Raw genomic sequence first — 15,214 nt, 5'->3', positions numbered from 1 at the left:
TGTCAGTTCTCGTATTTTTTTCAAAAAAAGAAACATCCCAAACCTCATCAATTTGTCTCAACCCACTGCCAACCGCCAAAAAACAATCATTTTGAAACGATATATCGCAAGAATGAGCTAAGCCAACTTATTTTTTGAAAGCACTTTTCTCAATTTCGTCACTATAACGTTTTCGGTTACCTATGATGATCAACCCTTTATTAAAAACCAACATTTTTCAATACCTATCCCTGTGTATGTTGCTAAGCAGCAGTACGCTTGCTGCGCAGCAATTTCAAAACCCGTTGTTAGACTCGGGTGCAGATCCGTTTAGCGTATATGTAGACGGTTATTATTACTATACGCATACGATGGGCAATCGTGTAGTGCTTTGGAAAACTAAGAATCTAGCCAACTTACGTGAGGCTGAATCTAAGACCATCTGGACGCCACCGGCAGGCACGATGTACAGCAAGAACGTCTGGGCTCCCGAAATTCACTACATCAACAATACCTGGTATGTGTATGTCGCAGCCGATAACGGCACCAATGAAAACCACCGCATGTATGTGTTGCAGAATACGTCTGCCAATCCGCTGAATGACCAATGGGAATTTAAAGGAAAGCTCGCTGCGCCCTCCGACAAATGGGCGATCGACGGCAATGTATTTGAGTACAACAACCAACTCTATATGGCGTGGTCCGGTTGGGAAGGAGATACCAATGGACAACAAGATATTTTTATTGCCAAAATGAGCGACCCCACAAGCCTTTCAGGGAAACGTGTAAAGATCAGTTCGCCTACCTACCCTTGGGAACGTAACGGCGATCTGGGTACGGCAGGCAATCCCGAGCAGGTGTTTGTCAATGAAGGTCCGCAATTCTTAGAACACGACGGCAAGCTCTTTATCGTGTTCTCTGCGAGTGGCTGCTGGACAGATTACTATGCATTGGGCTTGCTGAGCCTTGAAGGAACAGACCCTATGGATGCTTCGGCCTGGACCAAAAAAGAAGAACCCATCTTTCAGCAAACACCGGAAAACGGCGTGTATGCGCCGGGACATAATTCCTTTTTTAAATCTCCTGACGGAAAAGAAGACTGGATCTTATACCACGCCAACTCCAATCCCGGAGAAGGCTGCGGCAATAAACGCGCACCACGCATGCAACGCCTGTATTGGAACGAAGACAGCACACCCTTTATAGGTACGCCGCTTCCTACTACAGTGCTTTTACCTATTCCATCTGAAAAATTTTAAAACGTATAATTCAAACCTATTATGAAAAAAACACTTTTAGTATTTGCACTCGCTCTTGGTTTTTTTGGCTTTAGCCAGAGCGGGGCAAATCTTGACGCCAACAAATGGTCTAAAGAAAAAGCAAAGGCCTGGTATGCCGAGCACGACTGGATCACCGGAGCCAATTTTATCCCAAGCACCGCCATCAACCAGCTGGAGATGTGGCAAGAGGCTACCTATGACCCGGAGACCATAGATCGCGAACTGGGTTATGCTGCCGGTATCGGCTTTAACACCATGCGCGTGTACCTGCACAGTCTAGCCTATAAGGCAGATAAAGCAGGCTTTAAAAAGCGTGTGGAAGACTACCTGAGTATTGCCGATAACCACGATATCAAAACCATCTTTGTGATCTTTGACGACGTTTGGGATGCGAACCCTAAAATAGGAACACAACGCGACCCCAAAACGGGAACACACAACAGCGGCTGGATGCAAGATCCCGGTTATCCTGCCTCTAACGAGATGGCCAACTCGCCTGAACTGAAGGCTTATGTGCAAGACATCATTAAAACTTTTAAAGACGACGACCGCATCTTATTCTGGGACTTGTATAACGAGCCCGGAAACAACGGTAAGAATACCGAGAGTCTCCCGCTGCTTACCAATGTATTCAAGTGGGCACGAGAGATCAACCCTAGCCAGCCGCTTTCTGCCGGTTTATGGAGTTGGGGATATAAAGAACTGAACACCTTTCAAGCGCAGCACTCAGACATCATCACCTACCACGATTATGAAAATGCTGATATGCACCGCCGCGTGATCGAACTCTTAAAAACCCACGACCGCCCAATGATCTGTACCGAATATATGGCGCGCACAAACGACAGCCGTTTTTCGACCACACTTCCTATGCTTGCTGAGAACAACATTGGCGCGATTAACTGGGGACTCGTAAACGGAAAGACCAATACCATCTATGCGTGGAATACCCCAATAGATTCTGGCGAAGAGCCGGTAGAATGGTTTCACGATGTATTCAGAAAAGACGGTACGCCTTACCGTCAGGACGAAGTAGATCTCATCAAAAAATTGAACGATGCTTACTAAGCGCACGACCCTCATACTACGTTACTGCCTGATTGCTGCGTTAGGCGTGAGTCTGTATTCCTGTAAAGAATCAGAAAACAAGACCACCGAACCCCAGAAACTCGTAGAAGAGCAGACGGAAACAAGCCTTCTGGACGCTGCTGCATTTGAGCAGACGATAAACGGAAAGAAAACCAACTTGTACTGGATCGAGAATAAAGACATCAAAGTGGCCTTTACCAACTACGGCGGCCGCATCGTAGGGCTTTGGGTGCCTGATCAGGAGGGCGCGATGACCGACGTGGTCGTAGGTATGGCCGGGGTGCAAGCTTTTGCTGATGCAAGCGAACCGTATTTCGGGGCGACCATTGGGCGCGTGGGCAACCGTATCGCCAATGGTAAATTCACCCTAGACGGTAAAGAATATCAAGTACCTACTAATAATGGCGACAATGCTTTACACGGGGGTGATCAAGGGTTTCAGTATAAGGTATGGGACGCGCGTAAACCTAATGCGCAGACGTTAATTCTTACGTATCGCTCTCCCGATATGGAAATGGGCTTTCCGGGGAATGTAGACGTAAAGGTGACCTATAGCGTGACGGCAGACCGCGAACTCAAAATGGAATATGAGGCGACTACCGATCAAAAAACGGTAGTGAACCTTACCAATCACGCCTTTTTTAACCTGAATGGCGAAGGCAGCGGGAGCATCCTAGACCACAGCCTCGTGATTCACGCCGATCAATATACCCCCGTAGATAGCGGGCTCATCCCTACCGGGACATTAGATTCGGTGGCGGGAACACCTTTTGATTTTACCCAGGCGCATACTATTGGCGAGCGTATAGCAACAGCAAATGAGCAACTTACCTTTGGTAAGGGTTATGATCACAATTATGTACTAAAAGAAGCTTCAGGAACACTCAAACCGGCAGCAAAGATCAGTGGCGACCAAAGCGGGATCGTAATGGAAGTCTTTACCGAAGAGCCCGGCCTGCAGTTTTATAGCGGGAATTTTATGGAAAGTAAAAATACTTTTAAAACCGGTGCTAAAGACGACTTTAGAACCGCATTTGCGTTAGAGACTCAGCATTTTCCTGATGCGCCTAATCAACCGGAATTTCCAAGTATTGTCTTGGAACCCAATGAAACCTATGCGACGACTTCGGTCTATAAATTTTCAGTAAAAGGATCGTAGTACTAAACCATACACACGCCCGGCGTGTAACAATAATTATTCGTGTGTGTTTAAGAGGGATAAACAATTGGGGCGGCCGCAACCTTCACAGCAGCCGCCCCATCACCAGAAACTGTTTATCTTCACCGGAGAACCCTTTCAGCAATGAAAGGGTTTTTTGTTACTTAGGTTACGCAAAAAATCTACGAGAGTTGCTACTTTTGAGCCTATGAGCACACGTCTAAAACGCATTTTACGCTATGCCTTGTTTGTGGGTATTCTGGTCTTGGTTTATACCCAAGGATGGCACATACCTGTGGTGACCACGTTGCAACGCGGCATTCTAAAAACGGGTATTATGAATCCGCAGCTTAAGGAAGTACCGGATACTAACGGAAAAACCCGCGTAAAAGGCACTAAAAGTGAGGCTGTAGTACCGGGCGACCTTGCAGACCTTAATGTGCAGTTCTTTGACGAGAACGACCAACTCGTTTCACTAAAAGATATGCCGAAGCAACCCTATTTTATTAACTTTTGGGCTACGTGGTGTCCGCCTTGCGTTGCCGAAATGCCGGGCATCGCCAAGCTGTATGCTGATACCAAAGACGAAGTGAACTTTGTGCTGGTCTCTTTTGATACCGATTTTGAAAAGGCAAAAGCCTTTAAAGCAAAAAAAGGTTTTGATTTTCCTATCTACCGCATCGCCTACGACCTGCCGGAAATGTACAACACCGGCAGCCTCCCCACCACCATCCTGATCAATGCCCAAGGCCAACTGGCACTCACCCATATGGGTATGGCTGATTATGATACCGAAGAATTTAGGGAATATCTGGAGGAGTTGAAGTAAGGATTTGCAGTAAATCCTTAGAAATACGAAAGTAGAAATACAAAATACAATGTTCCCGCGCTCTGCCTGTCCACAACGTTTCCGCGCGATTGCATCGCGTGTTCGTTAGATCTCAACTCGAAGATTTTTTTGAAGCAAACTCTTGAAGCAGGCAGTCATTTTGACCATCGGGAGAAATTGCACTCTCCATTAATTTCTTAACCTTTTTCCTCATCCCCTAATTGCATTAATGTAGATTGAGTGATAGTAACTTTAAATCATAAGCAGTTGGCAGTAGCAGTCTGCAGTTTGCGGTGGATAGACGGGAGACAAAAGAGAAGAGAACAAAGAGTAAAGACAGCATCAAATACGAAAGTAGAAATTGGAAATACAAAATACGCTTCGCCCTGTCACTTCGAGTGATGCTTAAGCACCTTAGCGCGAAAGGATTGTATCGAGAAGTTTTCGAAACAGCAATAAGGGTAACTATAAACTCACTGACTTCAAAGACTTCTCGATACAACTGAATCCCTGCTACCGCTGGTATTCAGTCACTCGAAGTGACAGTCTTCATACCCGAAGGGTTACACGAATTCCCTTGTTTTCGCGCTGCCTGTCCCAATGCATATAGGGAATTGCATCGCGTGTTGCTTAAACTTAAACTAATAGGTTTTTCTTTTGAGGTCGAATACTAGCACCCTTCCTTCGAAGGAAGGGTTGGGGATGGATGTTTTCAAACGAAATCTTAACATCCCTCTAAATCTCCCTTCTTCCGATAGTTATCGGAAGGGAGACTTGGCTTTATGATAGATGTTGAAACAGACAGTCATTTCGACCATTGAGAGAAATGCATCTTTGATCCCTCATCCCCGGCCCTTCACCTCCCGAAGCTTCGGGAGAGAAGAGAGTAAGCTTGTTATGTAATCTTCCCGATAGCTATCGGGACTCCTCGAGATGACTAGGTGTATTCACACCCGAAGGGTTAAACGTATCTTAAATTCCCTCGCTTCAGAATAGCTGCGAGAAGCTCCGAAGGACAGGAGCGATAGCGACGCGGAGCTGACAAGGCGGTTTTTGCCTAATAAGGCAAAAAATTCCTAAGCGAGGGGGTCTTTTCTTTTGTTACTTTTCTTTGGGCAAGACAAACCGAGGATACGAGGTTCACGAGCCCCCATGAAATAAACATTACGTGAGTAAAGAAAAGTAAGAAGGCTAACCCTTTATCATTATACCTCAAATTTTAGCACCCTATTAAGAAAGTTTCGCTGCACCTTTGCGTCTATAAAACCAGCGAAGTACAACTTTCGTATATTTTATAGTGTTATGAAAAACAGAATCATTCTTTCCGCATTACTGGCCGCAACGATCGCTTTGAGCTTGTTGTTTAACGGCTGTGCTGATGCGACGAAATCTAACGATACCGCACAGACTACTAATGCTGTTGCGCTCAACACCACGGGCACTGCCGAAGAAGCTGCAGTTCCTGCCGAAACACCGGTGCCTCAAGACCGTGCTGCTGCCTATTTTGCCAGCGGATGCTTTTGGTGTGTCGAAGCGGTTTATGAAAGTGTAAAAGGTGTAGACGAAGCCGTTTCGGGCTACGCAGGAGGGCATACCAAAAACCCAACCTACGAAGACAGCAACACCGGCCGTACCGGGCACGCCGAATCGGTTAAGGTGATCTATGATCCTAGTGTGGTCAGCTTTAGCCAACTCGTAGATGTGTATTTTGGTTCACAAAATCCAACGCAGGTAAACGGTCAGGGACCGGACCAAGGTTCGCAATACCGCTCGATCATCTTTTATCAGAATGATGCCGAAAAAGAGATCATCGAACAAAAGAAAGCCGCTTTAGCCAAAGAATTAGGCGAACCGGTAGCTGCTGAGGTCAAGCCTTTTGAGAAGTTCTGGATCGCGGAAGCTTATCACCAAAACTACGAGGTGCAGCATCCGGAAAACCCGTATATCCAAAACGTGTCGATACCCCGTTTAAACCGATTTAAAGCAAAGTTCCCCGAACTTTTAAAAGTTAACAGCCACTAGGCTGAACTATGAAGAAGAAAAAGAAAACCCAAGCCCTTTCAACACTGAGAGGGCTTTTTTATTGGCACCGCCAAAGGGTTTAATACTCCGAGGCTTATGTCGAATTTAAAAATTCGTTTCCAACCAACGCCTCATAGGTCTGCCCTGAGGTAGTGTAATGGCACCGCCAGACAGGCGCAAGCCGAGTCCTCCAAGAGCCTACAAAGCTTAAGACGATCAACACTTCCTTCTTCTTTATGTAGTAGCTTTGTGGCACCCTAACGTCAATACACCCTTTATTCATGCATTTACGCGACGCTTCACCCCAACGTAAAAAGATCGCTACGATACTTACCTTTTTATCGATTCCGCTTTCGGGCTTTATGACCGACATCTACCTGCCGTCGTTTCCATCGATGGCACGCAACCTCAGCGTTTCAGAACAGAGCATTCAGTTGACGCTCACCTGTTTTTTTCTGAGTTACGGGTTCTCCCAATTGTTTGTAGGCCCCGTTGCCGACAGTGTAGGCCGCCGTAAACCTATGCTGATCTCTCTGGCGGTGCTATTGTTAAGCAGCCTCGCCGTGACCTTTACCGGCGAAGTGCTCGTGATCAGTCTGCTGCGTATCGTACAAGGGATCGCCACCGCCTTTATTGTGGTCGCCAAACGCGCCTATTTTGTTGACCTCTTTGACGATGAACAACGCAAACACTACCTCAGCTACTTTACCATCGTCTGGAGCTGCGGACCCATCATCGCGCCTTTTTTAGGGGGTTTTCTCGAAGAGCATCTGGGCTGGCAGTCTAACTTTTACTTCCTGGCGATCTATGCGGCGATCCTGTTTGTAGGCGAACTCGTATTCAGCGGGGAGACCATACGGAACTATAAGAAATTCAACCTCAAGAAAACCGGCTTGCTGTATCTGGCAATGCTGAAGAACCCCGGCTTTATCTTAGGTATCGGGGTGCTGGGCTGTGCCTATTCGGTGGTGATGGTGTTCAACATCGCAGGGCCGTTTGTGGTAGAACAGCATTTTAACTACAACGCCGTGATCATTGGGTATTGCACCCTCGTGTTGGGCTTTGCCTGGATGATCGGTGGAATTCTAAGCAAACGCTTTACACCGGTGAACTTTACTAAAAAGATCCGTCTGGTCTCGCTGACGCAACTTGTATTGATAGGTCTCTTTATCGGCTTAGGAAGTATGATAGACAACCTGATACTGCTCGTAGGTTTTGCCTTTATCGTGCACATCTGCTCCGGGTTTTTGTTTACCAACTACTTTACGCAGAATATGGTATTCTTTCCCGGAAACGCAGGCATCGCCGGCGGTCTCATGGGCGGGCTCCTGTACATCATTACCTCGATGGGTAGTTTTGTGATCTCCCACTCCGGAAGCATCACCAACACCTTAGATATGGCCTTCCGCTACCTGCTCATCGCCGCTCCACTGGCCGTAGTGATCTTCTTTTCGCTACGCTACTTTAAAAAACGCGACCTAAGGAAACGCCAAAGCGTGTTGAAGGTTCAGGGGTAATACGGTTTTTGGTTTTCTGTTTGATGTTTTCTGTTGAACCTGTCACATCGAGTGTGTCACACTGAGCGCATCCCGATAGCTATCGGGAGAGATGCTGGCTAAAATTCAAAAGCTAAAATTCAAACTTGAAAGCAAACAAAAACAAAAAACTCCCCTCCTTACGGAGGAGGGGTGGCGTTTGCTTAAAAGCCTAAAGGCGTTAAGCGAATGACGGGGTGGTGCCACAGGCTATGCTCAATTCAAAATTCAAAGCCTAAAATTCAATATTAAAACTACAGCCTAATGTAAACGTCATGCTGTCCCGATACCCATCGGGATCGTTTCAGCATCTCATAAACCTGCTCGCAAAACGCTTCTTGTGAGACCCTGAGTCAAGCTCAGGATGACGGGTGCTATGTCACATCGAGCGCAGTCGAGATGCTATCCTAAATTCAAGGTTCAAAGTCTAAATTTCAATATTAAAGACTACTGTCTAAAGTTAAGGTCATGCTGGACGTGTTTCAGCATCCCATAAACCTACTCTACAGCATAAGGAATCATCAATACTAAATAACACAGGTTGTCATCGAGCGCAGTCGAGATGAAGTCGAGATACTATCGCGAGATATGCAAAAACGCCTACTCCTGTTTGTGCAGCTCCAGGTTATGCGCTGAAAAGACCAGGTGATCGTCTTCGACACGTATTACCCCTAAGAAGGTTTTGCTATGCTGCGGGTCTTCCTCATAGCTTAGCATAAGATCGAATTTAAAGTTGACCGGGCCGACTGCTTTTTTCTTTCCGGTGTTCCAGGTACCGCTGTGCTCGTGCCTGCCCGTTGCATCCACCAGATGAATGGTTGCTTGATTATTGGCTAAAAGATCTACTCCGGTAATACCCGTCCATTCATCTTGATGCTGGGGAATCTCCGTTTCCCAACTGCCCATCAGTTCGCCCTGCGTGTAGGGATAGCGGTCGACTTCCTTAACTTCTAAGCAACTGGTCAAAAGAACCAAAACGCCTAACAACAGGCTTACGCTTTTAAAGCTAAAACGATACATAAATTTGTTTTTGATTGATGCACTTTTAAACCACTAAAAGCCTAGGAATCAAAGGGAAAAATAGACTTTTTATTTTGTATTTAAAGATAGCCCTAAAGCCTGTATTGGGCACTGGCTAGTGACTTACGCCAGTGTTCCTTATTCTTTAATTACACCATACCAGTTAATAGCATGCTCATCATCTATTTCCTCAGTTGACTTTTTTGAGAGTTAAATATATAGGATTAAACCAAAGGTTTTAAAAATCTTGAAATTGTTTTTGCCTTATGGTCTCCCCAGGGCATTAATCGCTTTTTAGGATAACTTACATATAGAAAACGCTTAGCCCTAGTAAAAGCAACATAAGTATTATTCTTTTCTTGTTGTAATTCTTCACCCCCCTTATTTACAGCTCTAAAATCAGGAAATGTCCCATCGTCCATTCCAATTAAGAATACAATCTCACTTTCTTGTCCTTTCATTGTGTGAACTGTGCTTAAACAAATTCCAGTTTCTTTATTTGTGGAATTGTTTGTTAAACCAAGAGCTAATGCTGACTTAAATCCATCCAATGATGGTTTAAGGTTTTGCTTCTTATATTGCACTAGGTGATTCTCTAAGTCATTTAATTCATCAAGTGTTAATTTTTTTTCATCATCTTCTAAATCAGAGTTATTAAAAATAGATTTCAGTTCATTAATCTTTATGTGAAAATTGTCAATTGATGCGTTATCTAACAAGCATTTAATATCAGAAGCAATCGGAAGTTTTGAGGATTTTAATTCTTCTGAACTATTTATATCGCCTACTTTTAACATGTCCTCTAAACGTTTCTGGTGTAATTTGTCCAAAGGATTAATTTTTACTCTAAAAAACAAATCAAATGCCTTCATAGAGGCTGAACTAAATTTTATGCTAGCGTTGCCTGACTTATAGTAGAATGGTATGCTTTCAGCTCTAAGTTCTTCTTCAACTTGTGTGAAAACATACTTGTTTCTGCCTAGTATTGAAATTTTATCGAAAGTGATATCTCCTTCAATATCCTTATGTGTTGTTGCCTTAAGTAGCTTTTTGATAGTTCCAACCACAAATTGTGCTTCATCATTTTCAGAGGAAGCTTCGTATATTTCAAATACTCCTGGAATAACAAAATTTACAACTTCTACCTCAAGATTCATTAAGACATTTGATGCTTCAATTACAGATTTTGAACACCTATAATTCTCATCAAGCGTAATTTTATTCGCTGCAAAATCGCTAACAAAATCCTCTTCCATAAATGAAGCCGCAGAACCGTTAAAGCCATAAATTGCTTGATTAGGATCTCCCACCATCATAATGCTTTTAAAGGTATTTCCACAAAGTGATTTTAAAAGATAATACTGCAATTTGTTTAAATCCTGACATTCGTCAATACAGATGTAGGAGTATGATTTCCGATAAAGGTTAGCGACTGATTCGTTGTTTGTAAATAATTCATATACCAACCGAATTATGTCATCAAAATCAATTGCGTTGTTTGATTTCAATATATCTTGATAAGTTTCATATAAATATTCATACTCATTATTCTCTGAACCCTCTGCTAGTTCCTCAGCTGTTAATACTTCTCTTTTTACCGTTGAAATAAATTGCAAAGCATTATAAGTATATTGATTCTTTTTCTTTGGTTCTAAGTCATTGTAAATGGAATCAAAATAAGGTACAGACTTAATTGCCTGTTTTATTAATTCAATCCGGTCAGCATCATCCTCGAAAATATGAGGCATTTTGCTATAACCTAAAAGCTTAAACCTGAGTTCGAGTATGGATTGACAGAAGCTGTGAAATGTGCCAACGAAAACATTCTTTTTTATTCTGTCGCTTGTCCCGAGTCGCTCTCTGATTTCAGCAGCAGCTTTATTTGTAAATGTTATGGCTAAAATTTTTCCATTGGGAGATTCAGAAAGGCGTTTTATTCTTTCTGTAAGTACTCTGGTTTTTCCGCTGCCTGCGCTGGCTAAAATAAGAAACGCTCCTTCATTTAGTCCTACAATTTCTTGTTGCTTCGGCGATAAATTAATTTGCTGCATTCTCAGTAGGATTTATTATTAAATTAACTTTATCAAATAGCTCAACAATCTTTGGGGGCAAAGGCTTGTCAGATTTATATAACTCATATCCAATTACTGGAGCAAATTGGGTTTTTAAGCTTGTAACAAGATTATAATAATCGGCTTCTGGAATTTGGTCGAGTTCTGCTTTCTTAGCTTCTTTATGGTGCTCATTTGCACATTCGGATAAAATTAAATGGTAATAAGCTTTCTTTACTTCCTCAATGTAGCCATTATCACAAAGCTCCTTTTCAAAGTCGTTTCCTGTATTTAGAAAAACAACTTTGTTAATGTCATTTAGTTTAGATTTTGCTATTTGATTAGTTACTATTGCATTTGCCTCTGCTTCATTGTCACTAAAAATCAAATACGGAACATTAAAAGCCTCAAAGAATCTTATGAATGGAAGATAGTTTCCCGAGCCCCCAACACCTATAAAGTCAACACCTAGCTCAATTGGGTTTTTGTTTAGATGTCGTTTAATTGTAATTGGGAGAGCTTGTTCTTCTGTTTCTCCTTCAAAGAGAATGACGAGCTTTGAAAAAAAGAGCTCACCGCGAGTATTTATCACTTGACGATAAATTTTTCGTATATCTTCACTTTCAAAGTCTGATTCCAAAAATTTACCTATTGAGATATTTGATGTAATTTTATTAATACTTCGAACTTCTTTCAATTTTGCGCTACCTGCAATATAACTTGAATGAGTGGCGATTATTCTCTGACCAACTATATTCTTAATTTGTGAGTATAGTTTCTTTTGAGCGTTGGGATGTAAATGAGATTCAGGTTCCTCTATCGCGATAATTGGATAATAAGCCACTTGACTACTTTCAGCCAAACTTTGGTTTTGTAAAATAAAAGCCTTCAATATTAAAAGTGACGACCAACTGCGAGTTCCCATGCCATGGTATTCCATTGAAAACTGAGAGTAGTTGATTTTTACCCCTTTATTCAAGTCTCTTATCTTTTTTGTGAATGGAGTAATATCTACCGTGTTTTGTGGGTTGTCCATAGCAGTATCTAATTCTTCCAAAGTTGAATGAAGGTTTGTTAGTATTTCACTCCTGTCAATCGTCTCTTTATTAAGATCTTTAATAAGATTTTCTATTAGTTCTTTATCAGCTTGATCGTACGCAATTGATGATAAAATTTTACCTAAAAATGATGTCTTGCTTTTTAAGTCATCTAAAATATCTCTGTTGGCATCTAAATAGAAAAATGGTATTTCATCGAAATAGAAACTTAATTCATTTTCATATTCTTTTTGGTGCCAAAATCCCTCTGTTTCATCTTGGAAGTCTCCCCACTCATCAATTACATACTGTTTTTTCTTGTAGGTTTTTCTTATAAGGTTTTCTTTAATAACTGTTCTAAAAGCAAGAAACTGATTACCATCGGCATCAAAACTTATTCTTTCTGTCGTAAAAACTGTCGCCCATTTATCTTCGAATTCTGAAACAGGATTACCTTCGGCATCAATGCTTGTAAATAAGATATCAATAATTATTTTATCTCTTATTACCACATCTGAGAAATGAAAATCATCATCAGTGATTTGAAGGGTATTTGATAATGCTAATTGTAACGACTTTAAGAGAGTAGTTTTACCTGCATTATTAGTACCTACAAGTACCGTAGTTGGCTCGAAATCAATTTCAAGATTATCCAAACCTCTAAATCCATGAACCCGTAGTTGCTTTAATTGTATTCCCATATTTCTAATGTTCAGTTTTGAGTTGTTTCTTTTATTTTTTACTAATGTCAACTACTTTAAGGTAACAGACCTAAATAAACGTAGTTACGGGTTGATATATGTTAATATTCAGTTTAGTACTGACTCAGAAATAGTTAAATCCGCAATAATTGTGGTTATACTCGTTGTGCAACGTTATTTATTTTTTATAATATTTTTATAATCATTGTCAATTCTTTCCATTAATGTTTTTCCATGACAGTTTTTATAATTTTTATTCCCACCACAAATACATTTTGTCCTTAAATTTCCACCCCTGCTTATATAGAGTTCTAATTGCGATTTTAAATCCTCATATTCATAAATAATATTTCTAATATGAGACTCTATTTCTAATTCCCAATCGTTTTTTCGTTTTCCAAGAGAATAAAATTTACTCAAAGTTTCGCAGACTTTAATAAAGTGGTCTACAACTTTGTTTTTTGTAGTATTTACTCTGTAATTATCTATGATTTGACCTTTATATTCGAAATTATTGTCTGATACAAACATTATTTCTTCAAAATCAATTTCTCTTGGTGTAATATCAATTAATTCTTCATTCTCGTTTTCCCAAACTGCATGTCGTTCAGCTTCACATAATATATCCGTTTGGTAAATAACCCATCCGTAATGGACTTTTCCTCCGTCTAATTCTATTTTTTTATCAACATTTCCGAAACAATTTAAGGGTTCAGAATACTTTTCGATTTTTACTGGAACTTGTTCAGACTCAAATTCAGAGTCAATCTTTTCAAGAAGTTTCTCAACAAATTTGTTTTCTTCCTTCGGACTTATAATAATTGGTTCCAATAAAATCTTGAATTTTTGGGATTTGTAAATGTTGCTCAGCTATTTATATCACTAAAAAATATTTGTTAGCTCAAATTCCTGTCAGGATAAAAGCTTGGTTTTTAAATCTACCAAAACCCTTTCACTAAAACGTACGCAATCCCGTAAATACTTGTAGTTAATACATATAAAGGGGAAAAACACCCCTACTTTTTAAACCATCCTTCCTAAATAGGTAGAGTAGGCATAATCGGTTTCCGTAGCAGTGCTAAAGGTGGTATAGACTTCCAAAGGCAGTGTGCTTAGGGCTTCGGGGAGTTCGAGGGTATGTGTTCCTGCCGCCCGGGTGGTGCAGGCTTTGTAAAACACGAAGTCTTCGGTATCGGGAGCATACAGCAAGACGCTAAGCAAATCGCCGGATTCGGCAAAAGGCTGTTGGGTGGTTTCCTGCCAGTGCAACACCACCTGCTGTGCATCGCGCGACTGCGACACCGGCACATACGCCCGTACCCGCCCCGTACTGATCAATACCTTCTCATAGGCGATACGCCAGGCGTCCTGCTCTTGTACAATCACCTGCGCCATATAATAACTGCGCACCGCATCCCGCGCATTGTCCTTCCCAAGGAAGTCGGTATAACATTCCTTCAAAATGGGATAGAGCAACCCGGTAAAATGTTTCATGAGTGCGAACTTGTTCCGGGTTTGTTGTTGTTTAGGACTTGCGGGAGCTTTGCTGGGTGTGGGTTTGCTGCGTACAATACCTTTACCGTCATTTCCTTTTACAAACACCACCGGCCCTACCGCTCCGCTTATCATGCCGATTTGATCTTCAATAAACTGTCCCATAGCTTTAAGTTATTTAACTGGTTATCAATATTCTAAAGTACTTTTTACCCGGCTCATCTCCTAGTTTTCAAAGGAGTTTCTTCGGTCTTTGTACATAGTTTGTCCATTGTTTCTCCATTCATCCTCCATAAACACTGGGGTTTAATGGTAAAACAATGGAGGATCTATGAATGATCTATGGTTAAAGTGTGAAGGAGTTAAGACGGATTCTCTTTTTTTTATAAAGGTATTTTTTTAGGACTTAGTGAAGGGATTAATGCTTTTGCATACTTAATGGCGTTATGTTCTTTTTTAGCTCGTGCTCACTCCTATTTTCCGGGAACTCGTGAACCTCGCACCTCGGTTTGCATCGCCCAAAAAAGAACCAAAAAAGTCTAGGCTTATTTTTACATCTTTGAAAACTACGCAAACGCCTTTGCCTGCGGATGGCAAACCGCTGCGCCTGTGCATTCCTCTCGTTACACTCGTCGGATGCAAGCTCCACTGCCCACCGCTGCGACGCCCGCTTGTTTTACTACAGATCTAAAAAGTAGGCCGGTACTTACGTCAAAATAGACGTTAGATTTTAGAAATGAGACTTGAGAAAAAGTACTCATACCCGAAGGGTTTGGTTTCTTTTTCTTCAGTATAGGAAGAAGGCTCCGTCAAAAATTTTTGAAGCCTTGGAAAAAATTTAGGAGCCTTCTTGCGGTTTTTGCAATAGCAAAAAATACCTAAGAAAAAGGGTCTTTTCTTTTGGTTCGTTTTCTTTGGACAAGCAAAGAAAATGAACAAACACGAGTCAAAACGAGATTATACAATGCTCTACTCCGTTCAAAGCGGTCATAAGAAAAATTTTTAAGTTTAAAATTTA

General features: G+C 41.7%; 12 protein-coding genes. 6 read left to right on the top strand and 6 right to left on the bottom strand.

All coding sequences use genetic code 11. From position 1 onward, the window contains the following. Window positions 1-182: 182 nt before the first annotated feature. The 6 genes from BUA96_RS06370 to BUA96_RS06345 all read left to right on the top strand — a co-directional run bounded on the left by BUA96_RS06370 (window position 183) and on the right by BUA96_RS06345 (window position 7,875). On the top strand, window positions 183-1,238 hold the full coding sequence (locus tag BUA96_RS06370; protein WP_233430615.1) for a glycoside hydrolase family 43 protein: 1,056 nt from the start codon (window positions 183-185) through the stop codon (window positions 1,236-1,238). Between the two features lie 21 nt (window positions 1,239-1,259). Further along, on the top strand, window positions 1,260-2,327 hold the full coding sequence (locus tag BUA96_RS06365; RefSeq protein ID WP_072981436.1) for a cellulase family glycosylhydrolase: 1,068 nt from the start codon (window positions 1,260-1,262) through the stop codon (window positions 2,325-2,327). Beyond that, a complete protein-coding gene (locus BUA96_RS06360) occupies window positions 2,317-3,507 on the top strand; it encodes an aldose epimerase family protein (RefSeq protein ID WP_072981434.1) in 1,191 nt (396 codons plus the stop codon). Before BUA96_RS06365 ends, BUA96_RS06360 begins: the two co-directional genes overlap by 11 nt. Window positions 3,508-3,715: 208 nt before the next feature. After that, the gene (locus BUA96_RS06355; protein ID WP_072981432.1) at window positions 3,716-4,336 is read left to right on the top strand and encodes a TlpA family protein disulfide reductase; all 621 of its coding nucleotides are present in this window, start codon (window positions 3,716-3,718) and stop codon (window positions 4,334-4,336) included. Window positions 4,337-5,638: 1,302 nt separating this feature from the next. Continuing rightward, window positions 5,639-6,358: a peptide-methionine (S)-S-oxide reductase MsrA gene (msrA, locus tag BUA96_RS06350; RefSeq protein WP_072981430.1), complete on the top strand. Its 720-nt coding sequence runs from the start codon at window positions 5,639-5,641 to the stop codon at window positions 6,356-6,358. A 281-nt stretch (window positions 6,359-6,639) separates the two neighbouring features. Further along, on the top strand, window positions 6,640-7,875 hold the full coding sequence (locus tag BUA96_RS06345) for an MFS transporter (RefSeq protein WP_072981428.1): 1,236 nt from the start codon (window positions 6,640-6,642) through the stop codon (window positions 7,873-7,875). Window positions 7,876-8,493: 618 nt separating this feature from the next. Here BUA96_RS06345 and BUA96_RS06340 read toward each other — a convergent pair. The 6 genes from BUA96_RS06340 to BUA96_RS17260 all read right to left on the bottom strand — a co-directional run bounded on the left by BUA96_RS06340 (window position 8,494) and on the right by BUA96_RS17260 (window position 14,957). Then, window positions 8,494-8,913: a hypothetical protein gene (locus tag BUA96_RS06340; RefSeq protein ID WP_072981426.1), complete on the bottom strand. Its 420-nt coding sequence runs from the start codon at window positions 8,911-8,913 to the stop codon at window positions 8,494-8,496. Window positions 8,914-9,137: 224 nt separating this feature from the next. Then, window positions 9,138-10,964: an ATP-dependent helicase gene (locus tag BUA96_RS06335; protein WP_072981424.1), complete on the bottom strand. Its 1,827-nt coding sequence runs from the start codon at window positions 10,962-10,964 to the stop codon at window positions 9,138-9,140. Further along, on the bottom strand, window positions 10,951-12,702 hold the full coding sequence (locus BUA96_RS06330; RefSeq protein WP_072981423.1) for an AAA family ATPase: 1,752 nt from the start codon (window positions 12,700-12,702) through the stop codon (window positions 10,951-10,953). Before BUA96_RS06330 ends, BUA96_RS06335 begins: the two co-directional genes overlap by 14 nt. A 174-nt stretch (window positions 12,703-12,876) precedes the next feature. Next, a complete protein-coding gene (locus BUA96_RS06325) occupies window positions 12,877-13,533 on the bottom strand; it encodes a hypothetical protein (protein WP_072981422.1) in 657 nt (218 codons plus the stop codon). A 192-nt stretch (window positions 13,534-13,725) separates the two neighbouring features. Next, window positions 13,726-14,361 (bottom strand): DUF6266 family protein, encoded by a 636-nt coding sequence (locus BUA96_RS06320; protein ID WP_072981421.1) that lies wholly within the window; start codon window positions 14,359-14,361, stop codon window positions 13,726-13,728. A gap of 458 nt (window positions 14,362-14,819) precedes the next feature. Then, entirely contained in the window at window positions 14,820-14,957 is a 138-nt protein-coding gene (locus BUA96_RS17260; RefSeq protein ID WP_164916913.1) for a hypothetical protein, read from the bottom strand. Window positions 14,958-15,214: the final 257 nt, after the last annotated feature.

Origin of the sequence: Leeuwenhoekiella palythoae (assembly GCF_900130045.1) — a bacterium.
Lineage (GTDB): Bacteria > Bacteroidota > Bacteroidia > Flavobacteriales > Flavobacteriaceae > Leeuwenhoekiella > Leeuwenhoekiella palythoae.
The sequence above is the reverse complement of the archived record's forward strand: the minus strand, read 5'-3'. Positions and strand labels throughout refer to the sequence as shown.

What these genes read in the sequence shown, in the direction of transcription:
- BUA96_RS06370 (WP_233430615.1), top strand. Translation starts at nt 183, where the DNA reads ATGATGATCAACCCTTTATTAAAAACCAACATTTTTCAATACCTATCC.
- BUA96_RS06365 (WP_072981436.1), top strand. Translation starts at nt 1,260, where the DNA reads ATGAAAAAAACACTTTTAGTATTTGCACTCGCTCTTGGTTTTTTTGGC.
- BUA96_RS06360 (WP_072981434.1), top strand. Translation starts at nt 2,317, where the DNA reads ATGCTTACTAAGCGCACGACCCTCATACTACGTTACTGCCTGATTGCT.
- BUA96_RS06355 (WP_072981432.1), top strand. Translation starts at nt 3,716, where the DNA reads ATGAGCACACGTCTAAAACGCATTTTACGCTATGCCTTGTTTGTGGGT.
- msrA (WP_072981430.1), top strand. Translation starts at nt 5,639, where the DNA reads ATGAAAAACAGAATCATTCTTTCCGCATTACTGGCCGCAACGATCGCT.
- BUA96_RS06345 (WP_072981428.1), top strand. Translation starts at nt 6,640, where the DNA reads ATGCATTTACGCGACGCTTCACCCCAACGTAAAAAGATCGCTACGATA.
- BUA96_RS06340 (WP_072981426.1), bottom strand. Translation starts at nt 8,913, where the DNA reads ATGTATCGTTTTAGCTTTAAAAGCGTAAGCCTGTTGTTAGGCGTTTTG.
- BUA96_RS06335 (WP_072981424.1), bottom strand. Translation starts at nt 10,964, where the DNA reads ATGCAGCAAATTAATTTATCGCCGAAGCAACAAGAAATTGTAGGACTA.
- BUA96_RS06330 (WP_072981423.1), bottom strand. Translation starts at nt 12,702, where the DNA reads ATGGGAATACAATTAAAGCAACTACGGGTTCATGGATTTAGAGGTTTG.
- BUA96_RS06320 (WP_072981421.1), bottom strand. Translation starts at nt 14,361, where the DNA reads ATGGGACAGTTTATTGAAGATCAAATCGGCATGATAAGCGGAGCGGTA.
- BUA96_RS17260 (WP_164916913.1), bottom strand. Translation starts at nt 14,957, where the DNA reads ATGAGTACTTTTTCTCAAGTCTCATTTCTAAAATCTAACGTCTATTTT.